This is a genomic window from Xylophilus sp. PBN-3R, from assembly GCF_057747805.1.
The window spans coordinates 745,325-766,673 of sequence record NZ_CM173225.1; the positions used below are offsets into that span (position 1 = coordinate 745,325).

Sequence of the window (21,349 nt, forward strand, 5' to 3'; positions counted from 1 at the left end):
ATGGCTTATAAAAAACGGTCCAGCAATTTCTTCGACGCCTTGTCGAGCGCCAGCTTGTCGCGGATCAGGAAGGACAGGCCTTCGCCGCTGCCGACCAGCAGGCCGTTGACCGGCAGGCGGCGCAGGTCGTCTTCGGACTTGAGCGTCAGTCGGGTGGCGCCGCGGTTGGTTTCGACCTGCCAGATGCTGGGCGTGGCGAAGGTCGAGACCGACACGATGCGCAATATCTCGGGCACCAGTTCGCGGGCGTCGAGGTCGGTCTGGATCAGGTTGCGCGAGACGTCGTCGAGTTCGGCGAGGTTGGGGATCCAACGGCGTTCACGGCCGTCGGTGCCGACCAGGGAGACACCTTCGGTGGGTGCGGCCAGCGGGAAGGCGCGCACCGGTATCACCGGCTCTTCGACCGCCCGCAGGTCGACCAGCAGCAGCCTGCCGAAGTCGTCGCGGCTCAGGTTGAGATGCATGTTCACCATCAGGATTCTCCGGAGGGGTGGGCCGAGTGGATGCCGATGGCCGATGCGATGGACGGTGCCATCTTCAGGTCTTCGAGGTCTTCCGAATCGACCCGGCGGACCTGCGCCTGGTAGAGGCGGAAGTAATGGCCGCCGCGCGCCATGAGTTCGTCGTGCGGCCCCACTTCGACCACCATGCCGCGGTCCATCACCACCAGCCGGTTGGCCTTGCGAAGCGTCGACAGCCGATGGGCGATGGCGATGGTGGTGCGGCCCTGTACCAGGTTGTCCAGGGCCTTCTGGATTTCCTTTTCCGTCTCGGTGTCGACTGCGGAAGTGGCTTCGTCCAGGATGAGGATGCGCGGATCGATCAGCAGCGCCCGGGCGATGGAAATCCGCTGGCGTTCGCCGCCCGACAGGCCCTGGCCGCGTTCGCCGACCAGCGAGTCGTAGCCGTGCGGCAGGCGCAGGATGAAGTCGTGGGCATGGGCGGCGCGGGCGGCCGCGACGATCTCGGCGCGACTGGCGTCCGGCCGGCCGTAGGCGATGTTTTCGGCGATGGTGCCGAAGAACAGGAAGGGTTCCTGCAGCACCAGCCCGATGTGGCGCCGGTAGTCGGCCACGCGGTAGCGGCGGATGTCGTTGCCGTCCACCGAAATGCTGCCTTCGCTGACGTCGTAGAAACGGCTGATCAGGTTGACCAGCGTGCTTTTGCCGGAACCGCTGTGGCCGACCAGGCCGATCATCTCGCCCGGTTTGATGTCCAGGTCCAGGCCGCGCACCACGGTGCGGCTGCCGTAGCGGAAGTTCACGTTGCGCAGCGAGATCTGGCCGCGTGGCGAGCCGTAGGGCACCGGGCTGGCGGGCTCGGGCACATTGGAAGCATGGTCCAGGATGTCGAAAATGCGTTTTGCGCCGGCAGCGGCTTTCTGGGTGATCGACACGATGCGGCTCATCGAGTCGAGCCGGGTATAGAAGCGCCCGATGTAGGCCAGGAAAGCGGTCAGCACGCCGACGGTGATGCTCTGGTGGGCCACCAGCCAGATGCCGAAACCCCAGACCACCAGCAAGCCGATTTCGGTCAACAGCGAAACCGTGGGCGTGAAAAGCGACCAGGTGCGGTTGATGCGGTCGTTGACCGCCAGGTTGCGTGCGTTGGCGGCGCGGAAACGTTCGCCTTCGCGTTTTTCCTGGGCGAAGGCCTGCACAACCCGGATGCCTGGAATGGTGTCGGCCAGTACGTTGGTCACTTCGGAGAACGCGCGGTCGACCTTTTCGAAGCCGGTGCGCAGGCGGTCGCGCACGGCGTGGATCATCCAGGCGATCAGCGGCAGCGGCACCAGGGTGGCCAGTGCCAGCCACGGATTGATGGAGAACAAGATGACCGCGGTCATCAGCATCATCAAAAGGTCGGTTGCGAAATCGAGTGCATGTAGCGACAGAAAGACATTGATGCGGTCCGTTTCGGCTCCGATGCGCGACATCAGGTCACCGGTGCGTTTGCTGCCGAAGTAGTCCAGCGACAGGCTCAGCAAGTGGTTGAAAGTGCTGGTGCGCAGATCGGCACCGATGCGTTCCGATACCAGCGCCAGCAGGTAAGTGCGCGCCCAGCCCAGGCCCCAGGCCGCCAGTGCCGCCGCCAGCAATCCGCCCAGGTACAGAGCAACCTTGTGGGCCGGGATTTCCTGGCCGTTCTGGAAGGGGATCAACACCTCGTCCATCAGCGGGATGGTGAGGTAGGGCGGGACCAGCGTGGCAGCCGTCGAACCGAAGGTGAGCAGCAGGCCGGCCAGCAGTTGCCAGCGGTACGGCCGCGCGAAACGCCAGAGCCGCAGCAGCACCCAGGTGGAAGGCGCGGCTTCGGTCTGTACGCCGATCTCTTCGTCGTCGGCCGACGGCTCGGCTTCCGCCACGCCGGACTGCAATGTCTCGAAACGGGTGAGCAACGCCAGCGCCTGGGGCTGCAACGACAGCGTGAAACGCCACACGGCCATACGCCGATGTTCGTTGCACAGTTCCAGGGTGCCCACACCGCCGTGATCGGACAAATGAAGATGCATCCCGGGCTGGAGTGGCCACTCGCTCCAGGGCTGATGCAAACCGCCGGAATGCATCAAACGACTGTCAGTCAAGACCAGAAGTGATTCTTCGAAACGAAGTGTTACGCCCAGGTCAACCGAAAGCAGGCTGAGAACGTTTTCTCCGTTCGCGAGTGGTGGAGCGTTGGCGGCGGTCAGCCGCTCCGACCATCCGACAGTGACTATTTCAGGAACAGGATGCTGCATTTTTCAGGGGTTTTGCGTGATGCCGAAGAAGGCATGGCGCTGAAGAAGCGGGCGATTGTGAACCAATCATGCCTCCGCACAGCCTCGATGTGGATGCTTGTTTCTGGGTGTGCCGCTACGGAGCGACCCATCAACCCAAACGCCGGCGTGCGTTTGCAAGGCTGCCGAACATGATTCCCATGCATCCGAAGAACGACATCCGCATCCTCGACGTGCGTTACCTGCACGGTTCGAACATCTGGACTTACCGCGAGGTCCTGGAAGTGCGCCTCGACCTGGGCGAACTGGAGCAGTTTCCTTCCAACACCCTGCCAGGCCTCAACGATCGCCTGACCACCTGGCTGCCCGCTCTGATCGAACACACCTGCGGCATCGGTGAACGCGGCGGCTTCCTGCAGCGGCTGGAAGGCGGCACCTGGATGGGCCACGTGCTCGAGCACGTCATCATCGAATTGCTGAATCTGTCGGGCATGCCGACCACCTTCGGCCAGACCCGCGAGACCACCGTCAGCGGCATCTACAAGATGGTTTTCCGGGCACCCGACGAAGCCGTGGCGCGTGTGGCGCTGGCGCAGGGCCATTCGCTGCTGATGGCAGCCATCAACGACAAGCCCTTCGTGGTGGCCGGCGCCGTGGCGGCCATCCGCACGCAGATCGACCGCAGTTTCCTCGGCCCGAGCACCGACTGCATCGTCACCGCAGCGGCGGACCGCAAGATTCCGCATATCCGCTTGAATTCCGGCAACCTGGTGCAGCTGGGCTACGGCAGCCGCCAGCGCCGCATCTGGACCGCCGAAACCGACCATACCGGCGCCATCGCCGAGGGAATCGCCAGCGACAAGGACCTGACCAAGTTCCTGCTGACCTCATGCGGCGTGCCGGTGCCCGAAGGCCAGCTGGTCGCCAGCGCGGCCGAAGCCTGGGATGCCGCGCAGGACATCGGCCTGCCGGTCGTGGTCAAGCCGTCCGACGGCAACCATGCCCGCGGCGTGACGCTGGACCTGAACGAACAGGCCGACGTCCAGGCCGCCTTCGCACTGGCGGATGCCGAGGGCAGCGGGGTGATCGTCGAACGTTTCATCGAAGGCACCGAACACCGCCTGCTGGTGGTGGGCGGCAAGGTAGTCGCGGCCACTCGGGGCGAACCGGTCTGGGTGATCGGCGACGGCGTATCGAACGTCGGCCAGCTGATCGACCTGCAGATGAACAGCGACCCCCGCCGCGGCGTCGAGCATGCGTTCCCCCTGACCACCATCGACGTGCACAAGGACGGCGGCGTGCAATTGCAGCTCCGCCGCCAGCAACTGACCGCCGGCAGCGTGCCCGCCGCAGGCCAAAAGGTGCTGATCCAGCGCACCGGCAACATGGCTATCGACTGCACCGACGAAGTACACCCCGAGGTCGCCCACGCCGCCGCCCTGGCCGCCCGTGCGGTGGGCCTGGACATCGCCGGCATCGACCTGGTGACCCGCGATGTGTCGCGCCCGCTGGCTGCGGTGCGTGGCGCCATCGTCGAAGTCAATGCCGGCCCCGGCCTGCTGATGCACCTCAAGCCGATCCACGGCCAGCCGCGCCCGGTGGGCCGCGCCATCTGCGACCACCTGTTCGCGTCCGATGATTCGGGCCGTATCCCGCTCGTCGGCATAACCGGCTCGCGCAACAACGCGGCCATTGCACGCCTGGTTTCGTGGATCGCCCATCTGGACGGCAAGTCCACCGGTGTGGCGTGCCAGGACGGCCTCTTCCTGGACCGCCGTTGCCACGACGCGGCCGATAGCGCTCACTGGCAGGCGGGCGAACGCCTGCTGATCAACCGCAACGTCGAAGTCGCCATCATCGAGAACGGCGCTGCGTCCATCCTGCGGGACGGACTGGCCTACGACCGTTGCCAGGTCGGCATCGTCACCGACTTCGACGGCATCGAGAAACTCGGTCAGTTCGACGTACACACGCCCGAACACATGCGCAAGGTTCTGCGCACCCAGGTCGACGTGGTGCTGTCCGGCGGTGCGGCGGTGCTGAACGCCGCCGACCCGCATGTGGCCGAACTGGCCCCCTTGTGCGATGGCGAAGTGATCTTCTATTCGGCCGATCCGGCCGCACCGGCCATGGTGGCCCACTGCGCGGCCGGCGGCCGCGGTGTCACCCTGCGCAACGGCCGTGTCGCGATGGTCGTCAACAGCCAGGACGTTCCGCTGTACGGCCTGGCGCCGCTCGACCAGTGGCGTGCCCGTTACGGCAACCTGCCCGACGAAGCCCTGCTGGCCGCCGTGGCAGCCGGCTGGGCCCTGGGTGTGCATCCCCGCCTGATCGGTGCCGGCCTGGAAGCCTTCGAATGCGAACCCGGCGTGCCGCTGGTGGCCAGCATCCGCGAAGAAGTCGTCGAAGCCGCCCACGCCTGAACTCACTCCGCCAGCACCGGCCTGCGGCCGGTGCTGGCCGCGTCTTAAAGAATCCCATGGAAATCTCCCGCATCCGTGCCCTGCGCGGCCCCAATCTCTGGAGCCGCAATACCTCCATCGAGGCCATCGTCACCTGCCCGCCGCACCAGTGCTGCGTCGACCAGGTCGATGGTTTCGAGCAGCGCCTGCGTGCACTTTTCCCCGAGATGGGTGCGTTGCGCCACGCCGGGCAGGACCTGCCGGTCTCGCTGGCCGGCGTGCTGGGCCTGGCCGCATTGGGACTGCAGGCGCAGGCCGGTTGCCCGGTCAGTTTTTGCCGTACCGCGGTCACGCCTGAAAGCGGCGTGCACCAGGTGGTGGTGCAGTACAGCGAAGAACCCGTCGGACGGCGCGCGTTCGCCCTGGCCCATGAACTGGTACAGGCCGCGATTGACGGCACCGGCTTCGACGCCGCCGCCGCAGTGCACGAACTGCGCGAACTGGACGAATCCGAACGCCTGGGCCCCAGCACCGGCTGCATCGTCGACGCCGCGGTGGCGCGCGGAATCCCGTTCCGTCGCCTGACCGCCGGCAGCCTGGTGCAGTTCGGCTGGGGCAAACGCCAGCGCCGCATCCAGGCAGCCGAGATCGACAGCACCAGCGCGGTGTCGGAAGCCATCGCGCAGGACAAGGACCTGACCAAGAAACTGCTGCATGCGGCCGGCGTGCCTGTGCCGCTTGGGCGCCCGGTCAAGTCGGCCGAAGAGGGCTGGACGGTAGCCTGCGAAATCGGCCTGCCGGTGGTGGTCAAGCCTCAGGACGGCAACCAGGGCAAGGGCGTCACCGTGAACCTGGTCGACCGCGAACACATGGACATCGCCTTCAAGGCGGCGGCCGAATACGGCGACGTGATCGTCGAGCGTTTCTTGCCGGGTTACGACTTCCGCCTGCTGGTGGTCGGCCAGAAACTGGTGGCCGCTTCGCGTCGCGACCCGCCTCAGGTGATCGGCGACGGCGTGCACACGGTGCGTGAACTGGTTGACGAGGTGAACCGGGACCCGCGTCGCGGTGACGGCCATGCCACAGCGCTCACCCGCATCCGTTTCGACGACATCGCGGTGCTGCGTTTGTCGACTCAGGGCCTGGCGCCGGAGTCGGTGCCGGACAAGGGCCGCCGGGTCATCCTGCGCAACAACGCCAACCTGTCGACCGGCGGCACTGCCACCGACGTGACCGATGAAGTGCATCCCGATGTCGCGGCCCGCGCCATCGCAGCGGCACAGATGGTCGGCCTGCACATCTGCGGCGTCGACGTGGTCTGCGAGACCGTGCTGCGCCCGCTCGAGGAACAGAGCGGCGGCATCGTCGAGGTCAATGCGGCGCCCGGCCTGCGCATGCACCTGTCCCCCTCGTACGGCAAGCCGCGTGCTGTCGGCGAGGCGGTCATCTCCGAGATGTTTGCCACCGGCGACGACGGCCGTGTGCCGGTCGTGGCCGTCACCGGTACCAACGGCAAGACCACCACCACCCGCCTCATCGCCCATATCCTGGCGAGCAGCGGGCTGGCCGTGGGCATGACGAACACCGACGGTGTCTATGTCGACGGCCGCCAGACCGACAGCGGCGATTGCAGCGGCCCCAAGAGCGCCCGCAACGTGCTGATGCATCCCGATGTCGAGGCGGCGGTGTTCGAGGTCGCCCGCGGCGGCGTGCTGCGTGAAGGACTGGGTTTCGACCGCTGCGAAGTCGCGGTGGTGACCAACATCGGCGCCGGTGACCACCTCGGGCTGAACTACATCACCACGGTCGAAGACCTGGCGGTGCTGAAGCGTGTGATCGTGCAGAACGTGTCGACCACCGGCTGCGCGGTGCTGAACGCCGCCGACCCCATCGTGGCCGGCATGGCGACGACCTGCCCGGGCGACGTGATCTTCTTTGCCACCGACAAGTCGCATCCGGTCATGGCCAAACATCGGGTGCAGGGCAAACGCACCGTCTACATCGACGGCGACGCGCTGGTGGCGTCCGAAGGTTCTTGGCGCGAAAGCGTGCTGCTGCGCGAGATCCCGATCACGCGAGGCGGTGCCATCGGTTTCCAGGTAGAGAACGCCATGGCTTCGGTGGCGGCGGCATGGGCGTTGGGCACCGGCTGGGACGTCATACGCAGCGGCCTGGCCAGTTTTGCGAGCGATGCAGCCACCGTTCCGGGCCGTTTCAACATCCTCGACTACAAGGGCGCCACGGTCATCGCCGACTACGGCCACAACCCGGACGCCATGCGGGCGCTGACGCAGGCCGTCGAGGCGATGCCGGGCAAACGTCGTTCGGTGGTGATCAGCGGTGCCGGCGACCGGCGCGACGAAGACATCCGCGAACAGACGCAGATCCTCGGCAAGGTGTTCGACGACGTGCTGCTGTACCAGGACGCGGCCCAGCGCGGGCGGGGCGACGGCGAGGTGATGGCGCTGCTGCGCGAGGGGCTGAAGGGCGCTTCGCGGACGACGCACGTGGAAGAGATCCGCGGCGAGTTCGTGGCCATCGACACCGCGCTGGAGCGCCTGCACCCGGGTGATCTTTGCCTGGTGCTGGTCGACCAGGTCGAAGAGGCGCTGGCGCATCTGGCGAAACGGGTGGCCGAGGCGAAAACCACGGTTTGAACTGACTGGACCGGGGCTTTGCGGCCTAGGCCAGCACCATCCAGAAAAACGCCCCGCCAAGCGCCAGCATCAGGAACGGGTTCATCCGGGTGAACATCAGGGCCAGTGTCGAAACCGCCGCCACGCCCCAGGCCCAGGGCCCGCCTTCGGCGGCCCGCAGGATGGTGCCGGAAGCCGCTAGGATCATGCCCGCGGCCACCGGCACCAAACCGGCTTCGACGGCGCGGATCCACGCCGTATGTTTGTAGTGCGCCCACAGGTGCGCCAGTCCGTAGACCAGCACCGAACAGGGCAGGAAGATGGCAGCCGACGCCACCAGCGCTCCGGTCAGCCCGGCGACATGCCAACCCACCAGGGTCACCAGCAGAGAGCCCGGCCCGGGTGTGATGCGGGACAGGGCGAACAGGTCGAGAAACTCGCCGTCGTTCATCCAGGCATGCACGTTCACTGCCTGCCGATGGATGTCCGAGACGATGCTCTGGCCTCCGCCGACCGTCAGGAAGGACAGCGGGCCGAAAACCGCCGCCAGGTCACCCAGGGTGCGCAGGCTCATGGTTTTGCGCCTCCGGCCCGCAGACGGAAATAGGCGATGCCGATGGACAGCGGCGCCATCGCACCCACCACCCACAGCAGCGGAAGCCGCAGCAGGAACAGCGCTACGAAGGTGGCGGTCATGACCAGCAGCGGCACCACCTGGCGCGCTGCCCGGCGGGCGGCGCGGATGCCGGTCTGCAACGAAAGGCCGACGGCTGCCGCGGCCACGCCGGCCAGGACCACATGCAATGTGTGGGAGTCGCGGACCTCCGAAAACACGGCGGCGAGCCCGATGGCGACGAACATCGGCGGCACCACGATGCCCAGCGCACCCATCGCCGCGCCTTTTCCGCCGCGCAGGCGAAAACCGATCCAGATGGCGAGGTTGACCACGTTCACGCCGGGAAACGATTGAGCCAGCGCCAGGCCGCTGAGGAATTCCTCTTCGGTGATCCAGGCGCGTTTCAACACGAATTCCCGCATCATCCAGCCGCTCAGCCCGCCGCCGAAACTGGTCAGGCCGATCTTGGAAAAGGCGATGAAGATGGCGGCCAGGGGTGGCGGATGGGCGGTGGTTTCGGCGGTGATGTCGGGCATGGGCATACGACAAAAAAGGGCGGCGCCGATCTTAAGACCGGCGCCGCCCGTCGGGGCAGCAGCTTTACGCCACTGTCACATCCGCCTCATGCGGGCCGGAACTGGAACAGCCAGGTTTCCGACAATGTGCGGTCGCCCTGTTTCAGGTACAGCCGCAAATCGACCGGCGCATTGCCCTCGGGGGTGTAGTCGAACTGCGCCCGCCAGTGGCCGGCGACACCGTCCGGCACCGCTTCGGTGAACACATAGGAGAACTTGCCGGTCGGGGCGGTCAGCACCGCCTCGGGCGACACACCGAAGGGCAGTTCGCCCAGTGGCCCGCCCAGGAACTCGACCATGAACTTGATCACGCCCGGCGGTCGCGGCTGACCCGGCACGCCGCCCCGGCCGGTACGGGTGGCCACACAGGCCGCCAGCGGCGAAGGGTAGGGCTCGCGGTCGGTCCAGTGCAGCTTGTAGCGCAACGTCAGCGCGCTGCCGGCCTTGGCGGGCGCGGCCGGGACCCACATGGCGACGGTGTTGTCATGGATCTCGTCGTCGGTCGGCAACTCGACCAGCGTCACGGCGCCGGCACCCCAGTTGTCGAGCGGCTCGACCCACAGGCTGGGACGCCGGTCGTACATCACGCCGTCCTGGTAATGGTCGAACAGGCGGTCGCGCTGCAGCAGGCCGAAACCCTTGGGGCCGTTGTCGCCGAAGGCCGAGGTGACGATGGACGTCGGATTGTTGAGCGGTCGCCAGATGCGTTCGCCCGCGCCGTTCCACAGGGCCAGGCCGTCCGAGTCGTGCACCTCCGGACGCCAGTCGCCGTCGCGTGGCTTGTTGGTCTCCGAGAACCAGTACATCGAGGTCAGCGGTGCCAGGCCCAGGCGGGCGATGTCGGTGCGCAGGAACAGGCGTTTCTCGATGTCCATCACCACCGACTTGCCGCGCTGCATCACGAACTTGTAGGCGCCGGTCAGGCTCGGGCCTTCGAGCAGCGCATGCACGACCACCGTGTCTCCGCCACTGGCCGGCGGATCGAAATAGAAGCGGGTGAAGGACGGGAATTCCTCGTTCTTGCCGGGCTCGGCCACGTCGATGGCGACACCGCGTGCCGATAGGCCGTATTGGTACAGCTCGCCGATGGCACGGAAATAAGACGCGCCGAGAAAGGCCACCCAGTCATTGGTCTGCCAGGGCTTTTTCTGCTGGTCGGCCGTGCGGCTTTCCTGAAAACGGAAACCTGCAAAACCGGCGCCCGGCGGCAGTGCGCGGGCAGGGCTGTCGGCCGGCATGTCGAAGTAGGCGCTGTCGTAGAGCACCTCGCGCGAAAAGCGGTCGCCGCCGTTGGCTTCCAGCACGAACATGTGCACCGGCGTCTGGAAGAAGCGGCCCAGGTGGAAGAAGGTCACCGGGAACTGGCCCGGCCCGTCGCCGAACAGGGCGGATTTGGTATCGAACTTGATCTTGCCGTGGGCGTCGTAGTCGATCCTGTCGAGGACGTCCTGCGGTAGAGGCGTGCCGGCGACGAATGGTGCGGCCGCCAATGCGCGGGCTTCTTCGGTCAGGCTGTCGAAAGAGAAGGGTCGCGGTTCGGACAGGCGGAGCGGGGCACCGCCGACAGCGACGGATTGGGCGCGGGCCGGAAGACCCAGGGCGGCCAGGGCCAGGGTGGCGCCGCCGGCTGCGATGAACGAGCGGCGGTCGGGCTTGGCGGAGGTGAAAGGCATAGGCAGGGACATCCGGGAAAACTCGGGGGCGTCCATCCTAGCCGGGCTTGCGTGGGTAAACGGTACAAGATGAAAGCGGAAGCCTGGGCGGCCGTCTGGCCATCTCACGGATTCAAGCTCACCAATGGATATGAGATAAGTTGGTAGTCACATACACTGCGCGGTTTGCCGATAAAGGGCTCCGCGCCATGAACCGCCACTGCTACCGCGTTCTCTTCAACCGTGCCCGCGGTCTGTTCGTGGTCTGCCAGGAGAACGCCCGGTCTTCAGGCGGTTCGCCGTCTCCTGCAGCTTCAGCGGTGCGGTTTGCCGCGGTCTCGGTCATCGCCACGGCCTGCGCCCTGCTCTGCGTCGACTTGGCCCACGGGCAGATCGTCGCGGACCCCTCGGCCCCCCGCCGCCAGCAGCCCACCGTGCTGGCCGCACCGAACGGCGTGCCGGTGGTCAACATCCAGACGCCGTCCGCCGCCGGTGTCAGCCACAACACCTACCGCCAGTTCGACGTCAACTCTCCCGGCGCCATCCTCAACAACAGCCGGGGCAACGTGCAGACCCGGCTCGGCGGCTGGGTGCAGGGCAATCCGTGGCTGGCCCAGGGCGGGGCCCGGGTCATCCTCAACGAGGTCAATTCCAGCAACCCGAGCCTGCTGCGCGGTGCGGTCGAGGTGGCCGGGCCACGGGCCGAAGTCATCATCGCCAACCCGTCGGGCATCACGGTCGATGGCGGCAGTTTCATCAACACCAGCCGGGTCACGCTGACCACCGGCAGCCCGGGATGAACGGGGGCAACCTGGAGTCCTACCGGGTGCAGCGGGGCAATGTGTTGTTCGAAGGGCGGGGGCTGGATGCCAGCGCCACTGACTACACGGCCATCCTGGCGCGGGCGGTGCAGGTCAATGCGGGCATCTGGGCCAGGGAGTTGAAGGTGGTGGCCGGGGCGCATGAGGCTTCGGCCGATGGCACTGCCACGACACACATCGGGGGCACAGGCCCGGCACCGAGCTACCTGCTCGACGTCGCAGCGCTGGGCGGCATGTACGCCGGCCACATCTTCCTGGTCGGCACCGAAGCCGGCCTGGGGGTGCGCAACGCCGGCAACATCGCCTCGACCGGCACCTTGACACTGACGGCGGACGGCAAACTGATCAACAGCGGCAGTGTTCAGGCGGCGGGCGACCTGCGTGTCGATGCCCAGGGCGTCGGCAACCGCGGCAGCATCGTGGCGAGCCGCACGCTGCGCATCACCACCCCGGGAGACATCGTCAACACCGGCGGCACGATTGAAGCCGCCAGCCTGTTACTGGCCAGCACAGGCGGCGACATCGACAACCGCCAGGGGACGCTGCGCCAGACCAGTGCGGCAAGCCTGGATTTGTTGGCTGCCAGTCTCGGCAATACGCAGGCCGGCCGCATCGGTTCGGACCCGTCGGCGGTGCCGCCAACCGGGCCTGAAGCACCCGCAACCGCAGGCCCGACTCCCGGACTGGCACCCGCACTTGGCAACACACCGGGCGACCAACCTGCAGCGCCGTCGGTGTCGGCTCCCACCGCTGCGCCGCTGCCGGGCACCATCACTGCGTCCGGCAGTCTGCGCAACGACGGCGGGCGCATCGAAGCCGGCCGGCCGATCAACCTGCAGGTGGCCGCGCTCGACAACCGGGGAGGCACCCTCAGCGCCGGCCAGATGACGATGGCCGGAGCGGGTTTCGACAACAGCGGCGGTACGCTGCGCGCTGCCAGCCTGGACATCCGCAGCACCACGGACATCGTCAACCGCAATGGCACTCTGATCGCCAGCGGCGCGGCCAGCCTGACGGCCAAGGGCCAACTCGACAACACCGCCGGCACCATCGCCAGCGGCACCGACCTTTCGTTGTCGGCGGCCGGCCTCGACAACTCCGGCGTGGTACGCGCGGCCCACGATCTCAAGATGCAGGTCGCGGGCCAGGTGGCCCAGCAAACCGAAGGCAGCATCACCGCCGGCCGGCATCTCGACATCAGCGCCGGCAATGTGCTGAGCGGCAGTGCATCGACCCTGGCCGCCGGTGTGTCGGCCGATGGCAAGTCGGCGGCAGCGGGCGACCTGCACATCACCACCACCGGTGCCCTGCAGGCCCGCGGCAAGAACGTCGCAGCCGGCGACATGGTGCTGTCCGCCAGCAGCATCGACCTGAGCAACAGCCAGACCGGCGCCGCGGCCGTCGCCATCCACTCACAGGGTGAGTTGAACACCCGCGCCGCCAACGTCGCCTCCGCTGGCAAACTGACCATCGACGCCACCAGCCTCGACAACCGCGCCGGCAGCCTCGCCGCGACCGGCATGCTGACCGGTCGTTTCAGCGGCGCGGTGGACAACGGTGGAGGTTTCATCGGCAGCCGGGCCGGCCTCGACCTGGCTGCCGCCGGGCTGGCCAACGACGGCGGCCAGCTCGTCAGCCTGGGCAAACTGACACTGGCCGACGGCGGTGGTGCCGTCACCAACAGGGCCGGCCTGATGCAGTCGTCGGGCGATCTGCAAATGGACGCCGCCAGTTTCAGCGGCGACGGCAAGCTGGTCGCCGGACGCGACCTGGCCATCGCCGTCGGCAGCGATGTCACCCACCGCGGCGAAGTCTCGGCTGTGCGCAACCTGCGCTATACCAGCACCGGCACCTTCACCAACCAGACCTTGCTGCATGCCGCAGGCACCCTGACCGTCAGCGGCCGGGATGTCGTCGCCCAGGCCGGTGCGGAGATGAGTTCAGGCACCGGCACCCGCGTCAGCGCCACTGGCAGCCTGACCAATATGGGCCTGATCGACGGCGTCGATACCCGCATCGATGCCGGCACTCTGATCAACGGTGCCACCGGTCGCATCTACGGCGACCAAATCAGCATCGACGCCCGAACGCTGGACAACGCCGCCGGCACAATCGCCGCCCGCCAGCGCCTGGACATCGCCACCACGGTTCTGACCAACCACGACGGCGGGCTGATCTTCTCGGCCGGCGACATGGCCATCGGCAGCACGCTGGATGCCGACCGCCAGGCCACCGGCCGCGCGGCAAGCGTCACCAACTCGGCCTCCACCATCGAAGCGCTGGGCAAACTGACTTTGGGCGCCGAACAGCTGGACAACCTCAACGTCGGTTTCAGCGCCCGCCAACAGACCACCACCGAAGCCGTCGCCGAGCGTTTTGTCTACCTCGGCCTGAACCTGCAAGGCACCCGTTACCGGGAGTCCGAGTTGGGCCGCTGCCGCGCCTGCGCCGACGACCGCGAGGATTCCGGCTGGACCCAGCTGCCACGCTACGAATACGTAGCTCCCAGCACCCCCTATCCCTTCGAGGCCGGCTACTCGCGCCAGCCCTACCTGCTGCCGCTGATGACCGACAACGGCAACCCGTCGTACGACTCCGACGGCAACCGAATGCCCGACACGCTGGTGCCCAAGGTCTATGCCAGCGACGACCCGGTCTGGCGCCTGTTCGACGTGCCGGTCGGCGATGCCTATGCACTCACCCAGAAACTGATCGCCTACAACAACGATTTCATGTCGCGCGCCGTGCGCAACTTCACGGTGGTGGATGTCACCGGCCGCACCGTCGCCCGCAGCGTCGTCGACAACCCCGGCGTGGCCGGCCGCATCGCATCCGGCCGCGGCATGGCGCTGGACATCGGCGCAGGCCGCAACGTCGACAGCCAGATCGTCGTCGGCGAGGCGCTCAAAGTCACCGGTGGCAGCCTGGTCAACCAGGCCACCGAAGGCCGGCTGCTGGTGGCCGAGGTCGGCACCTGGCACAAGGATTCGGTCGCGTACGGCCGCTACAGCCAGCGCGAAGGTTTCTACGGCCGCGGCAGCTATGCCGAGACGGTGCAAGACCGCACCACCCGCCTGTCGACCGGCGACATCCAGCAATACGCCGGGCCGCCAGTGGCACCGCCGGCCGGCCCGCCCGGCATCCCGCCCGGCACTTCGGTCGACATCGGCCCGATGGCGTTTTCGAACACGCCGCCCACCGTCTCCCCGGGCCCCGCCGGCAGCGACATCCGCACCGCTACCCCCGACCTGCGCCTGCCCACCGCCAGCCTGTTCCGCACCCAGCCAGAAGCCGGCCAGCGCGCCCTGGTCGTCACCGACCCGCGGTTTGCCGACTATCGCCAGTGGCTGACCAGCGACTACCTGCTGAGCGCCCTCGGCATCGACCCGGCCGGCACCGCCAAACGCCTGGGCGACGGTTTCTACGAACAGCAGCTGGTCCGCCAGCAGGTCACCCGGCTCACCGGCCAGCGCCTGCTGGCCGGCTACACCGACGACGACACCCAGTACGCCGCGCTGCTCGATGGCGCTGCCACCTTTGCAAAGACATTTCAACTGCGTCCCGGCATCGCCCTGAGCGCCGCACAGATCGCCCGGCTCACCAGCGACATCGTCTGGCTGGTCACCCAGACCGTCACCCTGCCCGACGGCAGCACGCAAGAGGTGCTGGTGCCGCAGCTCTACGTGCATGTCAAACCCGGCGACATCGACGGCGAAGGCAGCCTGCTGGCCGGCCGCAGTGTCGACATCCGACTGTCGGGGGACGCCAGCAACGTCGGCGGCACCATCGCCGGTCGCGACGTCATGCGCATCACCGCCGAGAACATCGCCAACCTCGACGGCCGCCTGACCGGCAACACCGTCGCCCTGAAGGCGGTGCGCGACATCGACAACCTCGGCGGCACCATCGACGCCACGCAGACCCTGCTGGCCGACGCGGGGCGCGACCTGAACGTCCGGTCCACCACCAGCACCCACGACATCCAGGCCGGTGCCAGCAGCTTCGGCCGCACCGGCGTCGACCGGGTGGCCGGGCTGTATGTCAGCGACGCCGCGCGGGGTGTGCTGGTCGCCAGCGCCTGGCGGGATGTGAACCTCATTGCAGGGGTCATCGCCAACGCCTCGGCCAGCGGCACCACCGCCGTCACGGCCGGCCGCGACCTGAACCTGGGTACGGTAAAAACCGGCAGCAGCGCCAACCTGGTCGACGGCAGGAACGCCAGCCACGAATCCACCACGACGGAAGTCGGCAGCCGCATCCAGGCGGCCGGCAGCGTGGCACTCAAGGCCGGCAACGACATCACGGTACGCAACGCCACGGTGAACGTTGCCGGGCCACTGCAACTGAAGGCCGGCCGGGATGTCCTCGTCACCAACGGCGAATCGACCAGCCACCTCGACCAGAGCCACGGCGGCAGCACCAGGGGCTTTCTGTCCAGCAGCAGCCAGACCCGCACCGACCGGGTCGACACCCGCACCTCCACGGCCAGCAGCCTGGGCGGTGGAACCGTCGTCATCGATGCGGGGCGAGACATCGGCGTCATCGGCAGCAACGTCGTCAGCGACACCGGTACGAAACTGATCGCTGCAAGGGACGTGACCATCGTCGCGGCCACCGACACCCGTGACGAATCGCACCAGTTGCAGAGCAGCAAGAGCGGCCTGAGCGGTTCGGGCGGCCTGGGTGCCACCTATGGGACGCTGGACCAGAAGACCGATGCTTCCAGCCGACGCACAACCGCCGCGGGCAGCACCGTCGGCAGCATCGGCGGCGATCTGAGCATCACCGCCGGCAACCGCTACACGCAGACCGGCAGCGACGTCAGCGCACCGGGCGGGGATGTCGCCATCACGGGCAAGGACGTCAAGATCACCGCGGCGCGGGAGGTCAGCGACAGCCGCAGCACGCAGACCACCAGACAGACGGGCATCACCGTGGCGGTGGCCAGCCCGGCCATCGCCGCAGCGCAGAGTGCGGTCACCACCACACAGGCCATCGGCAACACCGGCGACGCCCGCATGAAGGCCCTGGGCGCGGCCAGCGCGCTGATGAGCGCCAATACCGCGCTGGGCAACCTGGCCAGCGAAGACCCGACCAAGTCAGGCGTTAACGTCTCGTTGAGCATCGGGTCCAGCCAGAGCAGCAACACCACCACGGCCCGCAGCGACACCGCCAAGGGCAGCAAGGTCACGGGCCAGAACGTCAGCATCACCGCGACAGGAGCCGGCCAGGAAAGCAACCTGCTGATCCGCGGCAGCGACATCACCGGCAGCAAGACCGTCGCGCTGGCCGCCGACAACCAGGTCGACATCGTCGCGGCGCAATCCACCAGCGAACAGCACAGCCAGAACAGCAGCAGTTCGGCCAGCCTGGGTGTCGGCTACGGCACGGATGGGTTTGTGTTCAACGCCAGCGCCAGCGGCGCCCGAGGAAAAGCCGACGGCAGCGACGTCACCCAGGTCAACAGCCACGTCAGCGGAGCGAACAAGGTCAGCATCAGGAGCGGAGGCGACACCAACATCCTGGGTAGTGTGGTCAAGGGCAACCGCGTCGTCACCGACATCGGCGGCGACCTGAACATCGAAAGCCGGCAGGATACGGCGAAGTTCGACAGCCGGCAGCAGAGCCTGGGCGGCTCGGTCAGCATGGGCATGGGCCAGATGGGCGGCTCGCTGAGCATCAGCAAAAGCAAGGTGAACGCGGACTACGCCAGCGTGAACGAACGCAGCGGCGTCCAGGCCGGAGACGGCGGGTTCGACGTCAAGGTCAAGGGCAAGACCGACCTGGTGGGCGGCGCGATCACCAGCACCCAGAAGGCGGTCGACGAAGGCAAAAACAGCTTCGACACCCGGAGCCTGACGACCCGAGACATCCAGAACCGGGACAACTTCAGCGCCAGCGGGTTCAGCCTGTCGGGTGGGTACGGCACCGGCGGCACCGGCGGCACGGGCAAGTCGGGCGAGGACGGCAAACCGGCGCCCAACCTGGCGGGCGGTGTCAACGGGGCGGCGGCCGGAATTGCGAGTGCGAGCGGGAAGAACAGCAGCACGACGACCAGCGGCGTGAGCGGCATCGCGGGCGACAAGGAAATCCGGACGGGCGATGGCAGTAGCGGACTGGCCAAGACCTTCGATGCGAACAAGGTCAACAAGGAGGTGGCTGCGCAGTTGCAGATCACGAGTACGTTCGGGCAGCAGGCGGCCAGGGTGGGTGGTGAATATGCCAATGGCAAGGCGGCCGAATTCAGAGCCCAGGGCAACGAGGCCGAGGCCGGTAAATGGGACGAGGGCGGGGCCTACCGGGTGGCGATGCATACGGTGCTGGCGGGCCTGAGCGGCGGAGTGCAAGGTGCGCTGGGAGCGGCCAGCAGTCAACTGACCATCGACGCCATCGGCAAACAGGTCGCAGCGACCGATCTGCCGCTGGGTTTGAAGACTGCTTTGGTTGCAGCGGCCGGTACCGCCGTCGGCGCGGTAACCGGTGGAGGAGTCGGCGCGGCCACTGGCTTAAACGCCACGGCAAATAACTACCTGACCAGCACCGACCTCCGAAATCGCGAGCAAAAGATCAAGGGTTGCCAAGCCAATGGAGACACTGCTTGCGAAGTGCGGGTGCTGCGCGAGTACGACCTCAAGAGTGCGTCCAACACAGGTGAACTCCAGCGTAGTACCTTGGTTGAGCGAGTTTCACTGGAGCAAACCCGCGCGGATTTAAAAAATCTGCTGCAGGACACCGCAGTCAGTGACGCATCCAAGGCTCAGGCGCGCGTCAGTATTCAGGAAATCAATACGGCGATCAATGTCATCGATAAGGCGCCTGTGTTAAAGGATGCCTTTGCTGTTGGTCTGCTTATGGCAGATGTTGTGACATTGGGTAGCTTGGCTAAGAGCGAAGTTTTGACAGCAGCAATTGTGAAGGAGATGATATCAACGAGGACAGGTGTCACTGTTCCGGACAGTACCGCATCGACCATTGCTAGTGGCTTTTACCGTGAGGGCGCAGGAGGGTTGGCAGGCGCAGAAGGCTTGGCTTTTCGCTCGGATTTGCCAAGCCATATGATTGGGCCTGATGGTTTTACTAAATCAGGCCAATTAAGTGGCACTCACAACCTTTTAAATGCGACTAGCGCATTGGACGCAAAAGCAGCGTCATATACGTTAAAGCCTACAGGAATAACGGGTGTCTTTGAACTCCCATATACCTATACGAACCCGGCAACTGGTAAGGTCGTATCTGGTAGTAAGACTGTGTATGATTCTGCTATTTTTAGTGATCAAGTAATGATAAAAAATGCGCAGCAGGCGGGTCAGCAAGCGTGGACGCAATTTTCACGGAATCCGACAGTGACGGTTTTTGACAATTCGGCGGGTGGCGTTAATTTTCGTTCTTATATTAATTTTGATAGTAACGGTAATGCATTCGTCGGTAATGTGCATCCTATCAAATGAAAGGTTTTAATATGGATTATTTGCAGCAAGCTTTTGGAGGCTTGAATCCCCAAGTCGATCAAGATGCAGCGATGAAATTTGCGCTAAACGCTATATTGATGGACGCTCGATTGGTGGAGTTGTCTTGCTTGATAACCGATGGCGATGATCTTGGAGGAATGGAGGGCGAGCCAGGATGGGTGATTGAGCGTCGTGACTCGGGTTCGGCTGGAAGGCTTCCATATTATATAGAATGGCCGCCGAATGCATCTTTTCATGCGCATGTAAATCCGACAGCATTTGCGCTTGCTTATCCGGATGCGTTTATGGAGAAGAATAAATTCAGTTGCTATATCGAAAAAGCCATACGAGCATATTTGGAAAGAAACCCTATGGAGACAGTTGCAGCTAACTTGATCAAATCTCAGCTTAAAGCTTCACTGTCTGATGGAAGTAATTGCAAGGCGAGATTGGCGGAGCAGCACGTTAAGCCAGATTAGTAACACCACCACGGCCCGCAGCGACACCGCCAAGGGCAGCAAGGTCGCCGGCCAGAACGTCAGCATCACCGCGACAGGAGCCGGCCAGGACAGCAACCTGCTGATCTGTGGCAGCGACATCACCGGCAGCAAGACCGTCGCGCTGTCTGCGGACAACCGGGTCGACATCGTCTCGGCGCAATCCACCAGCGAGCAGCACAGCCAGAACAGCAGCAGTTCGGCCAGCCTGGGTGTCGGCTACGGCACGGATGGGTTCGTGTTCAACGCCAGCGCCAGCGGGGCCCGAGGAAAAGCCGACGGCAGCGACGTCACCCAGGTCAACAGCCACGTCAGCGGAGCGAACAAGGTCAGCATCAGGAGCGGAGGCGACACCAACATTCTGGGTGGTGTGGTCAACGGCAAGCGGGTAGTCACCGACATCGGCGGCGACCTGAACATCGAAAGCCGGCAGGACACGGCGAAGTTCGACAGCCAACAGCAGAGCCTGGGCGGCTCGGTCAGCATGGGCATGGGCCAGATGGGCGGCTCGCTGAGCATCAGCAAAAGCAAGGTGAATGCGGACTACGCCAGCGTGAACGAACGCAGCGGCGTCCAGGCCGGCGACGGCGGCTTCGACGTCAAGGTCAAGGGCAAGACCGACCTGGTGGGCGGCGCGATCACCAGCACGCAGAAGGCAGTCGACGAAGGCAAAAACAGCTTCGACACCCGGAGCCTGACGACCCGAGACATCCAGAACCGGGACAACTTCAGCGCCAGCGGGTTCAGCCTGTCGGGTGGGTACAGCACCGGGGGCACGGGCAAGCCGGGCGAGGAGGGCAAACCGGCGCCCAACCTGGCGGGCGGTGTCAACGGGGCGGCGGCCGGGATTGCGAGTGCGAGCGGGAAGAACAGCAGCACGACGACCAGCGGCGTGAGCGGCATCGCGGGTGACAAGGCGGTCCGGACGGGTGATGGCAGTAGTGGACTGGCCAAGACCTTCGATGCGGACAAGGTCAACAAGGAGGTGGCTGCGCAGTTGCAGATCACGAGTACGTTCGGGCAGCAGGCGGCCAGGGTGGGTGGTGAATATGCCAATGGCAAGGCTGCAGAACTACGCGCCCAAGGCAACGACGCCGAGGCAGCCAACTGGGACGAAGGCGGCGCTTACCGGGTGGCGATGCACACCGTGCTGGCGGGGCTCACTGGCGGAGTGCAGGGCGCGCTCGGTGCAGCAAGCAGTCAGTTGGTCATCGACGAAATTGGCAAACAGGTCGCCGCAACTGACCTTCCGTTGGGATTGAAGACGGCATTGGTCGCAGCGGCAGGAACCGCTGTCGGGGCGGCAACGGGTGGTGGGGCCGGGGCGGCGACTGGCTTCAACGCCACGGCCAATAACTACCTCTCAACAACGGACCTTCGAAATAAGAAACAGGCGGTGGCCGACTGCAATGGCAACAGCAGCTGTATCGCAATCGTTCAGCGGGTCAGCCAGGAGACCAGCCTAGCCAATAACGCCAAAGTGCTTGATGCTTGCCAGACCAAGGGTGGCGATTGCGGCAATGCGATTACAAAAGCGCAGCAGGACCGTGCCGATCTTGAGAATTATCGCGACACCCTGACCGTCCAGAAAAACGTAACCTCGGACACCGCCAGTAAAGCGGTGATAGCGGATCAGATCAGGCAGGCCGATATTCAAATCCGATCGGCAGATACCGCTATCGCTGATGGGAAGCTGATTCAAGCGGGCGGCAACTACACGCTTGCCCGACTTACGCCAGAAGAGCGGATGGCGGTTGGATTTGCTTTGGATCCGTTGGCAAGTGCAGCAGGAGCTGTAGGACGTAACTTAGGTGAACTTACCAAAGTTATCGAATACTTGGGTAGGACCAAAGAGGCGGTGAATGTATATCGAGTTGAAGGCTCTCCAAATGCCAGAATTGCAATTGCAGAGGATGGATCAGTGGCGATTAGTGGAGATCAGATGCTTTTTTTTGAACTTTGGCGATAAGCAGCGTGCGATAGATT

General features: G+C 65.5%; 11 protein-coding genes. 6 read left to right on the forward strand and 5 right to left on the reverse strand.

The features are described 5' to 3' along the window. Positions 1–5: 5 nt before the first annotated feature. On the reverse strand, positions 6–473 hold the full coding sequence (locus AC3ANW_RS03500; RefSeq protein WP_488343819.1) for a cyanophycin metabolism-associated DUF1854 family protein: 468 nt from the start codon (positions 471–473) through the stop codon (positions 6–8). Beyond that, positions 473–2,737: a cyanophycin metabolism-associated ABC transporter gene (locus AC3ANW_RS03505; protein WP_488343820.1), complete on the reverse strand. Its 2,265-nt coding sequence runs from the start codon at positions 2,735–2,737 to the stop codon at positions 473–475. Before AC3ANW_RS03505 ends, AC3ANW_RS03500 begins: the two co-directional genes overlap by 1 nt. A gap of 179 nt (positions 2,738–2,916) precedes the next feature. Here AC3ANW_RS03505 and AC3ANW_RS03510 point away from each other — a divergent pair, with 179 nt between their 5' ends. Then, positions 2,917–5,139: a cyanophycin synthetase gene (locus AC3ANW_RS03510; protein ID WP_488345345.1), complete on the forward strand. Its 2,223-nt coding sequence runs from the start codon at positions 2,917–2,919 to the stop codon at positions 5,137–5,139. 56 nt (positions 5,140–5,195) lie between these two features. Beyond that, on the forward strand, positions 5,196–7,775 hold the full coding sequence (gene cphA, locus AC3ANW_RS03515; protein ID WP_488343821.1) for a cyanophycin synthetase: 2,580 nt from the start codon (positions 5,196–5,198) through the stop codon (positions 7,773–7,775). Positions 7,776–7,800: 25 nt separating this feature from the next. Here cphA and AC3ANW_RS03520 read toward each other — a convergent pair whose 3' ends face one another. The 3 genes from AC3ANW_RS03520 to AC3ANW_RS03530 all read right to left on the reverse strand — a co-directional run bounded on the left by AC3ANW_RS03520 (position 7,801) and on the right by AC3ANW_RS03530 (position 10,618). Then, on the reverse strand, positions 7,801–8,328 hold the full coding sequence (locus AC3ANW_RS03520) for a chromate transporter (RefSeq protein ID WP_488343822.1): 528 nt from the start codon (positions 8,326–8,328) through the stop codon (positions 7,801–7,803). Beyond that, a complete protein-coding gene (locus AC3ANW_RS03525; protein WP_488343823.1) occupies positions 8,325–8,906 on the reverse strand; it encodes a chromate transporter in 582 nt (193 codons plus the stop codon). Before AC3ANW_RS03525 ends, AC3ANW_RS03520 begins: the two co-directional genes overlap by 4 nt. Positions 8,907–8,992: 86 nt before the next feature. Continuing rightward, the gene (locus AC3ANW_RS03530) at positions 8,993–10,618 is read right to left on the reverse strand and encodes an OpgD/OpgG family glucan biosynthesis protein (RefSeq protein WP_488343824.1); all 1,626 of its coding nucleotides are present in this window, start codon (positions 10,616–10,618) and stop codon (positions 8,993–8,995) included. Between the two features lie 188 nt (positions 10,619–10,806). Between AC3ANW_RS03530 and AC3ANW_RS03535 the strand changes: the two genes are divergently transcribed. Genes AC3ANW_RS03535 through AC3ANW_RS03550 form a run of 4 tightly spaced genes read left to right on the forward strand, consistent with a single transcriptional unit; the run spans position 10,807 to position 21,332 of the window. Next, the gene (locus tag AC3ANW_RS03535; protein ID WP_488343825.1) at positions 10,807–11,397 is read left to right on the forward strand and encodes a two-partner secretion domain-containing protein; all 591 of its coding nucleotides are present in this window, start codon (positions 10,807–10,809) and stop codon (positions 11,395–11,397) included. Then, complete coding sequence (locus AC3ANW_RS03540) at positions 11,394–18,866, forward strand: hemagglutinin repeat-containing protein (RefSeq protein WP_488343826.1); 7,473 nt, start codon at positions 11,394–11,396, stop codon at positions 18,864–18,866. Before AC3ANW_RS03535 ends, AC3ANW_RS03540 begins: the two co-directional genes overlap by 4 nt. Continuing rightward, positions 18,863–19,345 (forward strand): hypothetical protein, encoded by a 483-nt coding sequence (locus tag AC3ANW_RS03545; RefSeq protein ID WP_488343827.1) that lies wholly within the window; start codon positions 18,863–18,865, stop codon positions 19,343–19,345. Before AC3ANW_RS03540 ends, AC3ANW_RS03545 begins: the two co-directional genes overlap by 4 nt. Beyond that, entirely contained in the window at positions 19,293–21,332 is a 2,040-nt protein-coding gene (locus tag AC3ANW_RS03550; protein ID WP_488343828.1) for a hemagglutinin repeat-containing protein, read from the forward strand. The genes AC3ANW_RS03545 and AC3ANW_RS03550 overlap by 53 nt, the downstream gene beginning before the upstream one ends. Positions 21,333–21,349 lie beyond the last annotated feature (17 nt).

What these genes read in the sequence shown, in the direction of transcription:
- AC3ANW_RS03500 (WP_488343819.1), bottom strand. Translation starts at nt 473, where the DNA reads ATGGTGAACATGCATCTCAACCTGAGCCGCGACGACTTCGGCAGGCTG.
- AC3ANW_RS03505 (WP_488343820.1), bottom strand. Translation starts at nt 2,737, where the DNA reads ATGCAGCATCCTGTTCCTGAAATAGTCACTGTCGGATGGTCGGAGCGG.
- AC3ANW_RS03510 (WP_488345345.1), top strand. Translation starts at nt 2,917, where the DNA reads ATGCATCCGAAGAACGACATCCGCATCCTCGACGTGCGTTACCTGCAC.
- cphA (WP_488343821.1), top strand. Translation starts at nt 5,196, where the DNA reads ATGGAAATCTCCCGCATCCGTGCCCTGCGCGGCCCCAATCTCTGGAGC.
- AC3ANW_RS03520 (WP_488343822.1), bottom strand. Translation starts at nt 8,328, where the DNA reads ATGAGCCTGCGCACCCTGGGTGACCTGGCGGCGGTTTTCGGCCCGCTG.
- AC3ANW_RS03525 (WP_488343823.1), bottom strand. Translation starts at nt 8,906, where the DNA reads ATGCCCGACATCACCGCCGAAACCACCGCCCATCCGCCACCCCTGGCC.
- AC3ANW_RS03530 (WP_488343824.1), bottom strand. Translation starts at nt 10,618, where the DNA reads ATGCCTTTCACCTCCGCCAAGCCCGACCGCCGCTCGTTCATCGCAGCC.
- AC3ANW_RS03535 (WP_488343825.1), top strand. Translation starts at nt 10,807, where the DNA reads ATGAACCGCCACTGCTACCGCGTTCTCTTCAACCGTGCCCGCGGTCTG.
- AC3ANW_RS03540 (WP_488343826.1), top strand. Translation starts at nt 11,394, where the DNA reads ATGAACGGGGGCAACCTGGAGTCCTACCGGGTGCAGCGGGGCAATGTG.
- AC3ANW_RS03545 (WP_488343827.1), top strand. Translation starts at nt 18,863, where the DNA reads ATGAAAGGTTTTAATATGGATTATTTGCAGCAAGCTTTTGGAGGCTTG.
- AC3ANW_RS03550 (WP_488343828.1), top strand. Translation starts at nt 19,293, where the DNA reads ATGGAAGTAATTGCAAGGCGAGATTGGCGGAGCAGCACGTTAAGCCAG.